Annotated in this window: 11 protein-coding genes; 10 read left to right on the plus strand and 1 reads right to left on the minus strand. The window is 48.8% G+C overall.

Annotated elements, in window-relative coordinates; all coding sequences use genetic code 11:
• The first annotated feature begins 61 nt into the window (after nt 1-61).
• Entirely contained in the window at nt 62-553 is a 492-nt protein-coding gene (locus OO017_RS05185) for a YciE/YciF ferroxidase family protein (RefSeq protein WP_266051391.1), read from the plus strand.
• 151 nt (nt 554-704) lie between these two features.
• Here OO017_RS05185 and OO017_RS05190 read toward each other — a convergent pair whose 3' ends face one another.
• On the minus strand, nt 705-2,603 hold the full coding sequence (locus tag OO017_RS05190; RefSeq protein WP_266051392.1) for a M1 family metallopeptidase: 1,899 nt from the start codon (nt 2,601-2,603) through the stop codon (nt 705-707).
• Nucleotides 2,604-2,943: 340 nt separating this feature from the next.
• On the opposite strand from OO017_RS05190, the gene OO017_RS05195 reads away from it, so the two are divergent.
• The 9 genes from OO017_RS05195 (at nt 2,944) to ccoG (ending at nt 14,863) form a co-directional block, all read left to right on the plus strand.
• Nucleotides 2,944-4,689, plus strand: a complete 1,746-nt coding sequence (locus OO017_RS05195; RefSeq protein ID WP_266051393.1) for a L,D-transpeptidase family protein — start codon at nt 2,944-2,946, stop codon at nt 4,687-4,689.
• Between the two features lie 52 nt (nt 4,690-4,741).
• Nucleotides 4,742-5,281: a plastocyanin/azurin family copper-binding protein gene (locus tag OO017_RS05200; protein ID WP_266051394.1), complete on the plus strand. Its 540-nt coding sequence runs from the start codon at nt 4,742-4,744 to the stop codon at nt 5,279-5,281.
• 170 nt (nt 5,282-5,451) lie between these two features.
• Nucleotides 5,452-6,123 (plus strand): Crp/Fnr family transcriptional regulator, encoded by a 672-nt coding sequence (locus tag OO017_RS05205; RefSeq protein WP_266051395.1) that lies wholly within the window; start codon nt 5,452-5,454, stop codon nt 6,121-6,123.
• A gap of 447 nt (nt 6,124-6,570) precedes the next feature.
• On the plus strand, nt 6,571-8,982 hold the full coding sequence (locus OO017_RS05210; RefSeq protein ID WP_266051396.1) for a heavy metal translocating P-type ATPase: 2,412 nt from the start codon (nt 6,571-6,573) through the stop codon (nt 8,980-8,982).
• A 55-nt stretch (nt 8,983-9,037) separates the two neighbouring features.
• A complete protein-coding gene (gene ccoS / locus OO017_RS05215; RefSeq protein WP_266051397.1) occupies nt 9,038-9,214 on the plus strand; it encodes a cbb3-type cytochrome oxidase assembly protein CcoS in 177 nt (58 codons plus the stop codon).
• Between the two features lie 308 nt (nt 9,215-9,522).
• On the plus strand, nt 9,523-11,700 hold the full coding sequence (ccoN, locus tag OO017_RS05220) for a cytochrome-c oxidase, cbb3-type subunit I (RefSeq protein WP_266051398.1): 2,178 nt from the start codon (nt 9,523-9,525) through the stop codon (nt 11,698-11,700).
• A gap of 96 nt (nt 11,701-11,796) precedes the next feature.
• On the plus strand, nt 11,797-11,991 hold the full coding sequence (locus OO017_RS05225; RefSeq protein WP_266051399.1) for a hypothetical protein: 195 nt from the start codon (nt 11,797-11,799) through the stop codon (nt 11,989-11,991).
• An 11-nt stretch (nt 11,992-12,002) separates the two neighbouring features.
• Nucleotides 12,003-13,193: a c-type cytochrome gene (locus tag OO017_RS05230; RefSeq protein WP_266051400.1), complete on the plus strand. Its 1,191-nt coding sequence runs from the start codon at nt 12,003-12,005 to the stop codon at nt 13,191-13,193.
• A 263-nt stretch (nt 13,194-13,456) separates the two neighbouring features.
• A complete protein-coding gene (gene ccoG / locus OO017_RS05235) occupies nt 13,457-14,863 on the plus strand; it encodes a cytochrome c oxidase accessory protein CcoG (protein WP_266051402.1) in 1,407 nt (468 codons plus the stop codon).
• The last annotated feature ends 53 nt before the right edge of the window (nt 14,864-14,916 follow it).

Genomic DNA, 14,916 nt, shown 5'->3' on the forward strand with positions numbered 1-14,916 from the left:
CGTATAGTAGGTCTGTAACAAGCGAAAGCATAATTACAACAACGCGTAACCTTTCCAAGCTATGAAATTAAACAACTTAAAGGATCTCCTGATCCACGAACTGAAAGACATCTATAATGCAGAGCAGCAAATCACGAAGGCACTGCCCAAAATGATAAAAGCAACCTCTTCCAAGCAGCTGAAAGGCGCTTTTGAAGACCACCTGAGCGTAACAGAAAAACAGATTGAGCGCCTTGAGCAGGTGTTTGACCTGATAGGTGAGAAAGCAAAAGGGGAGAAGTGCAAAGCCATGGAGGGCATCATCAGGGAAGCTGATTCTATGATGAGCGAGAAAGCCGACGCCAATGTGATGGATGCAGCATTGATCGCCTCCGCCCAGCGGGTTGAGCACTATGAGATTGCAGCCTACGGTACAGTTTGCACCTATGCCAAGCAATTAGGTATGACAGATGTGCTGGACCTGTTGCACCAGACTCTGGAGGAGGAGAAACAAACAGACGAGCAACTGACCATGATTGCCGAGCAACATATAAATATTAAAGCTGAAAAATAACTTTTGAAGAAACGCAGGAAGGCTCTGTACCTTCACCTGGCTCCACCAAGCAGGTCAGAAGGTTACAGAGCCTTCCGTTTTTACCTACCCGTAAAACAAAAGCGGCTGCCAAAGTATGGCAGCCGCTTTTGTTATGTATAGCTGATACCGGTTATTTCAGCATCTCGTCAAGCGTTACCGTAGACACGGCATGGTAGTTAGGGCGTGCCTTGGCATAGATAGCCAGGGCCTTTTTCTTGCCCTCCGGTGTGGCCGTAAGCGCCTTGTAGATAGGCACCAGGAACTTGCGGCGGCCTACATTGGTCAGGAATGTCTCCAGCGCCTGATCTGCGGTAGTATACTTATTGCGGATGGCGTGAATGAACCAAGCGGCCAGCACTTCAGAGTTACCGGAGTTGGTGAAGTTGAAAGCCTTATCCAGCTCAGCCATCTGCTGCTGGCTCATGTTCTCAGGCAGCATTCGTATAAAGTGCAGCCACTCATGGCTCGACCAGTCTTTAGTGTTTAGCTGCGCGGCTGGCTTACCGTTTTTCCAGCTTTGGAAAGCCTCCTCAACTTTAGCAAAACGGCTGCTGGTAGGCGCTTCAAATCCTTCTGGCAAGCCCGGCGAGAACACCCAGCCCTCAATGTTGATTTTCTCCGCCAACTCTTCGTCTCCCTTTATCAGTTCCGTGCGCAGGAAGTTGAGAAACTTTTCGGTATCGGTGCTCTGGAACGCAAACGTGTTGAAGTAGTTGTTCAGGAACGCATCAAACCGTTCACGGCCAACAGCCTTCTCGATATTCTGCAGGAAGAAGTTACCTTTCTCATAGGCAATATCCGTCAGGCCCTCATCCGGATCGCGGCCTTCCAGGTCCAACTTCAGGCGTGTATCTTCGCTTTCAGCACCAATATCGTTAATGGTATTCATCATATCCTGGTAACCCAGCACGTTCAGCATCGCAGCATACTCCTTGCCATAGATCTCCTCCATAATGCGGCGCTCAAAGTATACGGTAAAGCCTTCGTTCAGCCAGAAATCATCCCAGGTGCCGTTCGTAACAAGGTTGCCACTCCAGCTATGCGCCAGTTCGTGTGCGATCAGGCTTGTAAGGGAGCGGTCCTTAGCCAGCACGGTTGGCGTCACGAATGTAAGGCGCGGGTTTTCCATACCTCCAAACGGGAATGATGGCGGCAGCACCAGCAGGTCGTAACGATCCCAGCGGTATTTTCCGTAAATCGTTTCAGCGGCTTCCAGCATTTTGTCCATCTCGGCAAACTCGTAAGTGGCTGCCTTAATAGTAGCCGGCTCGGCATAGATACCTGTCTGCGGCCCTATTTTCTCGAATACTAAATCGCCTACCGACAGAGCCATCAGGTAAGAAGGGATCGGCTGCTTCATCTCGAAAGTATAAACGCCGGAATCATTCTTCTCTACCGGGTTCTCTGCACTCATCACAGCCAGCAGCTCTTTCGGCACCTTTACCTTGGCGCTGTACGTAATGCGGATGCCCGGGCTGTCCTGGATCGGAATCCAGGTGCGGGCAAGTATGGCCTGCGACTGCGTGAACAGGAAAGGGTATTTCTTGCCGGCTGTCTGCTGCGGGTTAAGCCACTGCAGGGCGGCGGCATCCGGAGAGGTTTTATACTTGATGGTTACCTTTTTGGTATCGGGTTTGATCTTTACGGTCAACGGCCGCCCCAGAAACTCCTTCTCTTCGCCGAGCTCAAATGTCGTTTCCTCCATACTTTCGCCCAGGTATACTTTCTCTATCTGAAGCCCCCTGGTGTCGAAGATAATTTGATCTGTACCTGTTTTATTCTCGATCAGGTAAGAGGCAGTGCCGTTGAGCACTTTCTGACCAAAGTTCACCTCAATGTCCAGGTCCAGGTGTTTTGCCACGGCTTCAGCTGCTTTGGCAAAGCTATGAACGTCACCAGGGGTTTGCTCCATGGCGCTTTGTTCTGCAGTCATAGTTTCGTTATCGTTTGTAGTAGTGGTTGAGCAGGAGGCAAGCTGAAGGCTACCGGCCAGTCCAAGCCCAAGTAAATAACGGTTGTAAAATTTCATAGGTTTAGGGATACATTTTGACGTAAGATAGGCAATCCGTACGAATCCTGAAAACTACGGATGCAGCAAAGACCTTTCCAGTTTTCTAACTGTGGCATACTTATGGCACTTTAGGGAGTGACAAGTATAGTAGCCCGCTCCACAAGTATAAAAAGAAGCGGAAGCAGAAGAGCCGTTAAAACATTTTACCTCTTTTTGAAGTACTAAAGCCTGAAATGCATTAAAAACCCACTCGGCTACTTCAGCATTGTATTAAAGCAATATCAGCACAGGCAAGTATAAAAATAAAATAGCCGCTGGCTTTAGTATCTGAAGTATGTCCGGTTAAAATAGAGAAAACATGATCCCTTATAAATTTAAGCTATTCGCTTTAAGTATACTTTCGCCGCTTCTCCTCGGGGCTATAACAAGCTGTAACCAAGGCGACTCCGAAGAAGGCGAATCATCAAATGGCGTAGCAGATCTGTTTAAGAAAAAGGAGCTGCCACAAGCCACCACCGATAGCCTTTTCGTTCAGAAATACATTGCCCAGGAGCCGGAGTTTAAGGAGCACGAAGCGCTGATGTATAAATTCTACGGCGACCGCAACTATGAGCTGGCATGGTTTAAGGAGAATGAGCTGGTGCCGCAGGCAAACAAATTCCTGAACGTGATTGATTCTTCCTCAGTGGAGGGCCTCAACCCGGACAGGTATAAACTTGTGAAGTTTAACGATATGTTCCAGAAGTATGAGCAGATGGACCCACAGGACTCCGCCCGCCTTGACTTACAGCAGCAGATCGATATTGCGCTTACAGCCTCGTACTTCAATTACGCCTCCGACTTTTACCGTGGCCGCGTAGACCCCACTACCCAGAAAAACGTGAACTGGTCTGTTAAAAAGAACAAGATCAAGCTGCATAAGGCCCTGCAAACTATCCTGCAGGAGCGCGAAAGCACCTATCCTTACTATGAGTTCGACGCTTTGCATGCCGGCTATACCAGGCTACGCGACGCCCTGCAGGAGTACCGTAGGATACAGGAAAAAGGGGGCTGGCCAAAAGTGGAGCTGGGAGGAAAAAAAACGCTGCAGAAAGGCGATAGTGCCCAGGCGGTAGCTACTATCCGAAAACGTCTAAACCCGAATCAGCCTATTGATGTGAACGACAAGCGCCAGTGGTATTTTGACGAAAAGCTTGACAAGCAGGTAAGACAGTTCCAGATGCTGCACGGGTTAAAAGAAGATGGGGTAGTGGGTGGAAATACCCTTGCCACCATGAACGTGCCGCTGGAAGACCGTATCGAGCAGATCATGATAAACATGGAGCGCTGGCGCTGGATACCAAAACGCATGGTGCCCAAAAGCCTGGATCAAAAGTATATTTGGGTAAACATCCCGGAGTATAAACTATACATTTACGAAGACCCGAACAACGATCCGGAAGCCGAGAGAGCTTATGAAGAAGTGATGAGCATGCGCGTGGTGGTGGGTAAAACCATGAACGCCACGCCAATATTCAGTGAGAAAATGGAGTATGTGGTGCTGGCGCCCTATTGGAACGTACCCAACAGCATCGTTGAGAAAGAGATAAAGCCCCACATGCTGACCAACCCGGGCTGGTTAGACACACAGAACATGGAGATCGTGACGAAAGAGAAGAACCCGAAGCCTATCTCCCCATCCTCCATAGATTGGGAAAACGTGACGGAGAAGAACTTCCAGTACATGGTGCGTCAGAAGCCGGGACCTAAAAACTCCCTGGGTCAGCTAAAATTCCTGTTCCCGAATCAGCATGCCATTTACCTGCACGACACACCTGCAGACGCGCTTTTCAGCCAGACTGAGCGTAATTTCAGCCACGGCTGTGTGCGCCTGGAGAAACCTGTGGAACTGGCTAAGTATATCCTTCAGGATATGCCGGAGTGGGATGAGTCAAGGATTAGAGAAACCATGAATGGCGGAGAGGAAAAGTGGGTAACGCTGCCTAAAAAGATGCAGGTTTACCTGGTATACTTCACCAGTTGGGTGGATGATCAGGGAAACGTACATTTCCGTGAGGACCTGTACGGCCATGACAAGAAATTGAAGCAGGAATATTTTGGATAACATAAGCCGGAGCAGCCATCGCGGTTGCTCCGGGCTTTATAAAGTATAGCAGATGAAAAAGCTATTTCTAAGCATTTTACCCTTAATGCTTTTACTTTGGAGCTGCAACCCTCCTGAAGTGGAGGGAGACCCGGAGGCAACGGAAACCTCCAAGGATACCGCCACTGCCGCCAGTGCGCCCATACTAGAGGAGCAAGACACCACTCTACAGGATATACAGCACCTGGAACTACATGCGCTGGGTAATAATATTGAAGAGATCAGGTACAGCAAAGATACCCTTGAAACGAAGGCAGGATCACTGGTAAAACTAAAGTTCATAAACGAAGGCGTGGATATGCCCATGGTGCATAATGTAGTGTTTACCGCGCCGGGCAAGTATAAACAAGTGGCACTTGCGGGGGCCAGGGTAGGCGCTTCAGGCAACTACATACCGCAAAGCGAGGCAGTAATTGCGGCATCACCGATGGCATTGCCTGGGCAGACAGTTGAAATGGAGTTTACAGCTCCCACTAAGCCAGGGCTTTACGATTTCGTGTGCACCTATCCGGGGTACTGGAAAAGAATGAACGGCGTGCTGGTGGTAAAGTAGACCTGAAATGGCGTTTATAGTGTAGCAGATGCACTAAAAGCATGATCATTCCGAACGTTATGGAAAAAAAGCATGTTACCAGCGATAGAGTTTAATACGCTATTGCCTATTTTTACGCCCTAATCACTGAAGCCAGCATGAAGTTCACACCACCGGATTGCCAACAATGTATGAGCAGAAAAAACTCGCTGCTGAGCTGTTGCCGTGGCGATGAACTGGAGGGACTCTCTGCCAGCAAATCGAGCTGCCTGTATAAAAAAGGGCAGGTGATCTTTAACGAGGGCTCTAAACCCTCTGGCTTACACTGTGTGCACTCGGGCAAAGTGAAAGTATGCAAAATGGGGAGTGATGGCAAAGAGCAGATCATCCGCCTGGCTAAGCCGGGGGATGTGATAGGCTACCGGGCCCTTATGGCCGACTCTAACTATTCTGCTTCGGCGGTGGCCATGGATGATGCCGTGGTGTGCTACGTGCCAAAGTCTCAGTTCATGGAGCTCATCCACGAGAACATGGATTTCTCCAATGGCCTGATGAAACTACTCTCTAAGGCCCTTGGCGAGGCGGAAGAGCGCATGACGCAGATGGCCTATAAACCTGTACGCGAGCGTTTGGCAGAGGCCCTGCTGCTGCTGCAGAAGACTTACCAACAGGATGAGAATAAGGAAAACTTCACGATTGCTATTTCACGCGAAGACTTGGCTTCCATAGTTGGCACTGCCAAGGAAACCACCATTCGCCTTTTATCCGAGTTCAAAGACGAGCAGATCATTGCCACAAAAGGCAGCAGCATTACCATCCTGGATGCGGATAAACTTTACAGCATCTGCCATTTGTACGACTAAGCAAAGTATAAAAAGCCCTGCGTTTACAGGTGCAAAAAAATACAAAAGGCCGGCTGCAAAACAGCCGGCCTTTTTGCGTCCGTATGGTCTATACGACACGCCAACACCATGTATACTTAACTAAACACTAAACTTCTTTAATAAAGAGTGGCTTTGCGCCAAAGCTGGTTTGAAGTCAGTATCATCCTCTAAACACCTCATTCTCTAACCCCAGCCACAGCTCTGGCAAAAGCAGCTATCTCACCTTAAACTACTGCAAAGCACTGTTCCTTTATATATAAAGTCACCAAATCAGCCACCTAAGGCCTCTTCGATAAACTTGACAGCAGCAAATGTCCGGCTTTGTATCTGCATACACACTGATAAGTGTCAACTTCTAAAATGATAAAAGTCATCTTTTAGGGCAACCGCCAAAACTACCTTTGTATTAGTTAGATAGGAGGAATTATGGCGACTAAAGCTGCTTTAAGCACTGAAATACAAACCTGCTACCACTGTGGAGATAAGTGTGTGGATGAGTTGATTGTGGCGAATGACAAAACCTTTTGCTGCACCGGCTGCAAGAATGTTTACGAGCTGCTGGAGGAGAATAACCTGTGCACCTATTACTCGCTGGACAGCACCCCAGGTATAACCGGTAATCAACCAGCCAACGAGGCTCGTTTTGCCTACCTGGACGATGAAGGCGTGGAGGCACAGCTGCTCAACTTTAAAAACGACAGCATCGCAAAAGTAACGTTTTATGCGCCCCAGATGCACTGCAGTTCGTGTATCTGGCTGCTGGAAAACCTGTTCAAGCTTAACCCCGGCATCTCGGAGTCTACCGTTAACTTCCTGCGGAAGGAAATCTCCGTTACCTTTTTTCATCAGAAAACAACCTTGCGAGAGGTCGTAACCCTGCTTGCCCGCATCGGGTATGAGCCGTCTATTACGTTGGCTGATACGGATGGCAAGAAGGAGACGAAGAAAAACTACTCCCTCATCTATAAATTAGGAATAGCAGGTTTCAGCTTCGGCAATGTCATGTTGCTGGCCTTTCCGGACTACCTTTCGCTGGGAGAAGAAGTGCAGCGTGACTTCGGGAAGTTTTTTGGCTACCTGAGTATACTGCTCTCGCTGCCCGTGCTGTTTTACAGTGCCCGTGGCTTTTTCGAATCAGCCTGGGCTGGTATACAGCAGCGCATGGTCAACATTGACCTTCCGATTGCAACCGGTTTGCTGGCGCTTTTCATTACCAGTACCTACCAGATCATCTCTGCCACAGGCCCCGGCTACTTGGATTCCTTTACGGGTCTGGTCTTCTTTATGCTGATCGGGAAGTATTTCCAGCAGAAAACATACGATACGCTCTCATTCGACAGAGACTATACTTCCTACTTCCCGGTATCAGTTACGGTGCTGAAAGAGAACGGTGAGGAAGAGTCGGTGGCAGTTCGGAACCTGAAAGTAGGCGACCGAATCCGTATCCGAAACCAGGAGCTTATACCGGCTGATGCCATGCTGCTGCGCGGCACTGCCATGGTAGACTACAGCTTTGTGAGCGGAGAATCTGAGCTGGTTGAGAAAGTGGTGGGCGAGGTAATATACGCCGGTGGCCGCCAGGCTGGTGAAAGTATAGAGCTGGAGGTTGTGAAAGAGGTATCGCAAGGGTATTTGACACAGCTTTGGAACAACAGTGTTTTCTCTAAGAATGAGGAGCAAAGTATGGAAACCTATGCCAACGTAGCCGGCAAGTGGTTTATCATCGTTACGCTTCTTGTTGCTGCCGGTGCCCTTATTTACTGGGTACCGCGTGACACAAGTATGGCCATGCGTGCCTTTACTTCTGTCTTGATTATAGCGTGCCCGTGTGCGCTGTCGCTCTCTACACCTTTTGTACACGGCAACACACTCCGCATTTTCGGTAAGCACAAGTTTTTCTTAAAGAATACAGGCGTAGTGGAAACATTAGCCAAAATAGACACCGTTGTTTTTGACAAGACAGGCACTTTAACCGAGCCTAGCGCGGCAGAACTAAGCTATTCAGGAAAGATACTTACACCGGAGCAGGAGCAGAGTTTGAAATCTGTACTCCGCCACTCCACACACCCGCTCAGCCAGCGTATTTTCCAGGCTATTGCAGGCGAAGCGCAGGAGGTGCATGGCTTTGAGGAGTTTGCAGGAAAAGGACTTGTTGGGGAAGTAAATGGCCACTTCATAAGATTAGGATCGGCCTCATACTTAGGCGTTAAGGCAGACACATCTCAAGATACACTTAAAACGCGCGTATATGTATCTATAGACGGTGTAGTGTACGGTTACTATACTTTCCAGAACGTTTACCGGTCCGGATTACAAGATGTACTTCAGGGGCTGGAGGTCGGCCGAGTTGCAGTCTTGTCAGGTGACAATAACCACGAAGAGGCGCGCCTACGGGAGTTGCTGGGGCAGGAGGCAGAGCTAAACTTTAACCAGAGCCCGGTTCAGAAGCTGGAGTACATTAAAGAGCTTAAAAACCAGAACCGTCATGTGCTGATGGTAGGAGATGGTTTGAACGATGCCGGTGCACTGAAGCAAAGCGACGCAGGTATAGCGCTGACAAATAGTGTTACTAACTTCTCACCATCCTGCGACGCCATACTGGACGCCACCGCTTTTAACAAGCTGAGTAAGTTCATCGGCTTCTCTAAAAAGAGCATGAACATTATCCTGGCGAGCTTTGCAGTTTCATTGGTGTATAACGTGGTGGGCCTGACAATGGCGGTACAGGGAATTTTCACGCCCATCGTTTCTGCCATACTTATGCCTATCAGTTCCGTCAGCGTAATTGTTTTCGCGACACTCTCCGTGAGGTATGCTGCTAAAAAAGCAGGGCTTTAACAAGCGCCACTGGTAAGCTGAATTCATAATCCGAACCTTTAAATCATACTACACCATGTTTATCATTTTTCTTTTGATTGGTATTAGCGTTACCGTAGCTTCCGGTTTTTTAGCAGCTTTTCTCTGGGCGGTGAAGTCTGGTCAGTATGAGGATGACTACACCCCAGCCGTACGCATGCTTTTTGAAAATGAGGTAAGCAAACCCACCAAAACAAAGCAGAAGCAAGTATAAATCAACGCTTTATATACAACGGGAGAACTGTTTATACTTTAATAGTATAAAAGAATAAAGGCTATACTTTTAAATGCCCATCTGAGGCTTTAGAAGTATAGCCTTTTCTGCTACTGGAAACAGCAGCAGCTGATATCAATCACTTCTGGAAGTGACATTTGTCATCTTTTAAAAACGCATTCCTGAGCAATTTTGAAACATGAATCAAGACAGAGCATACTTCCTGGTTCGCAAGGGTTTCGGCCCCGCATAACACAAAAGCCAAACAAACAAAAGTATAACACTAACTAAAATGGAGGACACCGCACATGTCGACTAATGTAGCAGAAGTCTTAGAAAACGCACCCTCCCGGACAATAGACCGGGCCGGGACAGACACGTTTTTTTATGACAACAAGATCGTTCGGGATTTTGGTATAGCCACCGTGTTCTGGGGCATTGCCGGTATGCTGATAGGCGTGATCATCGCTTTCCAGCTGGCAAACCCAGATGTGAACATGGGTAACCAGTATACCACATTTGGTCGTGTAAGGCCGCTGCACACCAATGCTGTGATTTTTGCCTTTGTGGGTAATGCCATCTTTATGGGGGTTTATTACTCGCTGCAGCGACTTTGTAAAACACGCATGTACTCAGATCTGCTCAGCAAACTCAATTTCTGGGGCTGGCAGCTGATCATTGTTTCGGCAGTTATCACGCTTCCGCTGGGTATCACCACGTCTAAAGAGTACGCCGAGTTGGAGTGGCCTATTGATATTGCTATTACGCTGATCTGGGTGGTATTCGGCTGGAACATGTTCGGTACCATTGCCAGGCGCCGCGAAAAGCACATGTACGTTGCCATCTGGTTCTATATCGCCACTTTCCTGACGGTTGCCGTGCTGCACATCGTGAACTCTTACGAGATGCCAGTAAACTTCCTGAAAAGCTACTCTGGCTATGCTGGTGTGCAGGATGCGCTGGTGCAGTGGTGGTATGGCCACAATGCGGTTGCGTTCTTCTTAACCACACCGTTCCTGGGTCTGATGTACTACTTCCTGCCGAAGGCCGCTAACCGTCCGGTATACTCTTACCGCCTGTCCATTATCCACTTCTGGTCGCTGATCTTTATCTACATCTGGGCTGGCCCGCACCACTTGCTTTATACATCACTGCCTGACTGGGCACAATCGCTGGGTGTGGCTTTCTCTGTGATGCTGATCGCTCCAAGCTGGGGTGGTATGATCAACGGTTTGCTAACGCTGCGTGGCGCCTGGGATAAGGTGCGCGAAGAGCCGATCCTGAAGTTCATGGTGGTGGCCATCACGGCATACGGTATGGCAACGTTCGAAGGCCCGATGCTGTCGCTGAAAAACGTGAACGCCATTGCCCACTTTACTGACTGGATCGTGGCACACGTACACGTTGGCGCCCTTGGCTGGAACGGCTTCCTGACATTTGCCATGCTGTATTGGTTATTCCCACGCCTTTATAAAACGGAACTATTCTCTAAGAAGATGGCAAACGCCCACTTCTGGTTAGGCACATTGGGTATCCTTTTCTATGCTATTCCGATGTACTGGGCTGGCTTTACCCAAGGTTTAATGTGGAAACAGTTCACAGCAGAAGGCACACTGCAGTACTCTAACTTCCTGGAGACCGTGCTGCAGATCGTGCCGATGTATTACCTGCGTGGTATTGGCGGTGTGTTATACTTATCCGGTGTGTTCCTGATGGTGTACAACCTGTACAAAACTGCCAAATCTGGTAGCCTGGTTGCCAATGAGCGTACCGAAGCTCCTGTGGTAGTTAAAACAGAGAGCGCAAACGCAAGCCACTGGCATGCCTGGATTGAGAAGCGCCCTACACAAATGGCTATCTGGGCAACTGTTGCGATTTTGATAGGTGGTTTGGTAGAGTTTATTCCCGCCTTTGTAATTAAATCCAACGTGCCGACCATTGCCAGCGTGAAGCCTTATACTTCGCTGGAGCTGCAGGGCCGCGACCTGTACATCAAAGAGGGTTGCGTTAACTGCCACACGCAAATGGTTCGTCCGTTCAGATCAGAGACAGAGCGTTACGGCGAGTACTCCAAGGCAGGTGAGTTTGTGTACGACCACAACTTCCTGTGGGGCTCTAAGCGTACCGGTCCGGACCTTCACAGAGTGGGAGGCAAGTATCCGCACAGCTGGCACTACCACCACATGATGGATCCAACCTCTATGTCGCCGGGCTCTATTATGCCAGCTTACCCATGGTTGTTCGAGCAGGAGATAGACCAAAGCACTACCCAGGCTAAACTTGAAACACTTAAACAGCTGGGTGTACCTTACGAGGATGAGTACATTGCCAATGCCAATGATGACCTGATGGCGCAGGCTACGGAGATCACGGACCAACTGGCGAAGGAGGGCATCGAGATAAAACCGGAGGCCGAGATCGTAGCCCTGATAGCTTACCTGCAGCGCCTGGGCACTGATATTAAGGTGAAAGAAACACAGGAGTAATAAAATCGACACAAGTATCACGTATCACGACACACGACAAAAAGTCGTGATACATGATTCGAGATACGTGATACGAGTGTCCTAATTCAAGAAGCTATGTATAAGAACGTTTTGCAAGCCATAGACGGCATAGAGATATATCCGCTCATCTCATTTGGCATTTTCTTCCTTTTCTTCCTGGGGCTATTGCTGTATGTGGCTCTGATGGATAAAAAGTACCTGGAGGCCATGAGTAGCGTGCCATGCATAAATGACGAAGACGAAATCACAACAGGAGGGTTAAGACAATGATCTGGAACAACATGAAACGTAGACTAAGCGGGCTGGCCCTGGCAACAGGCCTGCACCTGATGGGCGCAACAGCAGTGCAGGCGCAAGATGCCGTGGAAGGCAAAAAGGTGTTCGATGCCAACTGTAACGTTTGCCATAGTATAGAGTCTGATGTTGTTGGCCCGGCCCTGAAGAACGTGCACGAGCGCCGCGGCGATGAGTGGCTGGTAAAGTTTATCCAGAACTCACAGGAACTGGTGAAAGCCGGCGACAAAGATGCGGTAGAGGTTTTCGAGAAATTCAACAAGGTGCCGATGCCTGCTTTTGCGGGTTCGCTTTCGGAGGAGGATATCACCAATGTGGTTGCCTACATCAAGGAGGAAAGCAGCAAGCCAGCTGAGGCAGCGGTTGCACCGGTAACTGATCAAACGAACGCTTCCACAACACCTCCAGCAACTGAGCAGGGAGTGTCTTTCGGGGAACTTCCGCTGATCGTGCACATCATCTTTATACTTGCAGGCATCATCGTACTGCTTACCATCATAACGGTGGTTGTTCAGTTCCGTGTGTTTACCACCATGCTCGGCGACTCGATCTACGATATGGATTTCCGAAAGTCTTTTGCAGGCAGAGTGCTGTTCCTGATGCGCGGCGATACCACTGTGATGACCGGTGAGGCGAAGGATAAACTCCACTCCACACACGATTTTGACGGTATTCAGGAATACGATAACGACCTGCCGCCATGGTGGAAAGCCCTTTTCTATGTTACCATTGTGTTTGCTGTAGGCTACATGCTGCACTACCATGTGTTCAGAACCGGTGCTTTGCAGACTGAGGAGTATGAAATGGAAATGGAGCAGGCTGCCCTGTTCGCCGCCCAAAATGCTGATGACCCGAATGCCGAAACCAACTACGAGGTACTGACAGACGCATCTGCACTGGAGTCAGGCAAATCCCTTTTTAACACGAACTGTGCTGCCTGCCACGGCCAGGAAGGCCAGGGCACCGTAGGACCAAACCTGACGGACGAGTATTGGCTGCACGGTGGTGATGTAAACGCCATCTTCAAAACCATAAAATTCGGTGTCCCGGCAAAAGGCATGGTGCCATGGCAGGGTAAACTGACCAAGGATCAGATTCTGGAAGTATCCAGCTATATCCTGAGTTTGCAAGGCACAAACCCAGCCAACGCAAAGGAGCCGCAGGGCGAGAAAGAGTAACTTTAAGAAAAGGTATCCAAGGCCTTGATTGAAATTGCAAAGTTGCCGGCGCTTAAGTATGAGAGCCGGCAACTTTTATTGTTTCTATATTTTGCAAATCAGCTGCCATTGTTGATGATAATCACTTCGGTAAATGACTTTGGTCATCTTTTAGTTAAGCCCGAATGTGGAATTTTGTACTAGTAGATTAAAGCAATCACTAAGTTCTAATTTTCACTTTTAACTAACAGGCAGGACTAATATCCGCACAAATTACCACTGCCATGGCAACGAAAGCAAAACCAACCGATGAATTTCGGGATCACATCTCAACAATAGATGAGCAGGGTAAGCGCCTTTGGGTGTACCCTAAAAAGCCGAAAGGCAAACTGTATAATTACCGCAAGTATGTCAGCTATGTTTTGTTGGCACTCTTATTTGCCGGCCCATTCATCAAGATCAACGGATTGCCGCTGCTCATGCTTAATATCATTGAGCGCAAGTTTGTGATCCTCGGTGTTCTATTCTGGCCCCAGGATTTCTTCCTGATGGTGCTCGCTTTCCTAACAATAGTTGTTTTCATCATACTTTTTACCGTAGTCTATGGCCGGGTGTTTTGCGGCTGGGTCTGCCCGCAAACCATTTTTATGGAAATGGTTTTCAGACGCATAGAGTATGCCATAGAAGGGGACTACACAAAACAGCGCGCTCTGGATAAAATGCCCTGGAACACGGAGAAGATCCTGAAGAAAGGTTCTAAATGGGCAATCTTCGCCTTCATCTCCTTTCTTATTTCTAACATTTTCCTGGCTTACATCATCGGCATAGATGAGCTGCAGAAGATTATCATTGAAGGTCCGATGCAGCACAAGGCCGGTTTTGGAGCCATACTTGCCTTCACGGGCGTTTTCTTCTGGGTTTTCGCATGGTTCCGTGAGCAGGTTTGCACCATCGTATGCCCATACGGCCGCTTGCAAGGCGTGATGCAGGATAAGAAAACCGTTGTGGTAGCGTACGATTATGGCCGTGGAGAGCCCCGTGGCAAACTGAGAAAAGGGCAGGAGCGAACCGAGGGCGACTGCATTGACTGCCACCAGTGCGTACACGTTTGTCCGACAGGCATTGACATCCGAAACAGTGCACAGCAACTTGAATGTATTAACTGTACCGCCTGCATCGATGCCTGTAACGACATTATGCGCATGATCGACAAACCGGAGGGTTTGATACGCTACGAATCTGAAGAAGCGATAGAGAAAGGTACTAAGTGGACCTTCTTCACGCCGCGCGTAATGGGCTATACGGCTGTACTAACGGTGCTTCTTACAGCGCTTACCACACTGTTATTGACCCGCGACGAGGCCGAGGCCACCATACTTCGAACCCCTGGGCAGCTGTACCAGAAAACGCAGCAGGGGCATATTAAAAACCTGTACAATATCTCTATCATCAATAAAACCAACCATGAAATGCCAGTCACACTTAAGCTCCTGAACAAAGAGGGAACCATAAAAGTGATTGGCAGCGACAAGCTGGTGCTACCGGCACAAGGTATTGTGGAAGGGGTTTTCTTTACCGAGATAGACGCGGAACAGCTACAAAGTATGAATTCCGAGATTGAGGTTGGCTTGTACCACGGGGATGAGCTGATCACAACACAGGAAACGAAATTTCTGGGGCCTGCAAAGTAATTACCGTTGCCACCTTTACTTAGGCTGAGAGCCGGTGCGGCAAGTATAAAAGC

This window comes from Pontibacter anaerobius (assembly GCF_026241195.1).
In the GTDB taxonomy this organism is placed as follows: Bacteria; Bacteroidota; Bacteroidia; order Cytophagales; family Hymenobacteraceae; genus Pontibacter; species Pontibacter anaerobius.

Excerpts from the sequence above, each read along its gene's own strand:
- OO017_RS05185 (WP_266051391.1), top strand. The coding sequence starts at position 62 with ATGAAATTAAACAACTTAAAGGATCTCCTGATCCACGAACTGAAAGAC.
- OO017_RS05190 (WP_266051392.1), bottom strand. The coding sequence starts at position 2,603 with ATGAAATTTTACAACCGTTATTTACTTGGGCTTGGACTGGCCGGTAGC.
- OO017_RS05195 (WP_266051393.1), top strand. The coding sequence starts at position 2,944 with ATGATCCCTTATAAATTTAAGCTATTCGCTTTAAGTATACTTTCGCCG.
- OO017_RS05200 (WP_266051394.1), top strand. The coding sequence starts at position 4,742 with ATGAAAAAGCTATTTCTAAGCATTTTACCCTTAATGCTTTTACTTTGG.
- OO017_RS05205 (WP_266051395.1), top strand. The coding sequence starts at position 5,452 with ATGAGCAGAAAAAACTCGCTGCTGAGCTGTTGCCGTGGCGATGAACTG.
- OO017_RS05210 (WP_266051396.1), top strand. The coding sequence starts at position 6,571 with ATGGCGACTAAAGCTGCTTTAAGCACTGAAATACAAACCTGCTACCAC.
- ccoS (WP_266051397.1), top strand. The coding sequence starts at position 9,038 with ATGTTTATCATTTTTCTTTTGATTGGTATTAGCGTTACCGTAGCTTCC.
- ccoN (WP_266051398.1), top strand. The coding sequence starts at position 9,523 with ATGTCGACTAATGTAGCAGAAGTCTTAGAAAACGCACCCTCCCGGACA.
- OO017_RS05225 (WP_266051399.1), top strand. The coding sequence starts at position 11,797 with ATGTATAAGAACGTTTTGCAAGCCATAGACGGCATAGAGATATATCCG.
- OO017_RS05230 (WP_266051400.1), top strand. The coding sequence starts at position 12,003 with ATGAAACGTAGACTAAGCGGGCTGGCCCTGGCAACAGGCCTGCACCTG.
- ccoG (WP_266051402.1), top strand. The coding sequence starts at position 13,457 with ATGGCAACGAAAGCAAAACCAACCGATGAATTTCGGGATCACATCTCA.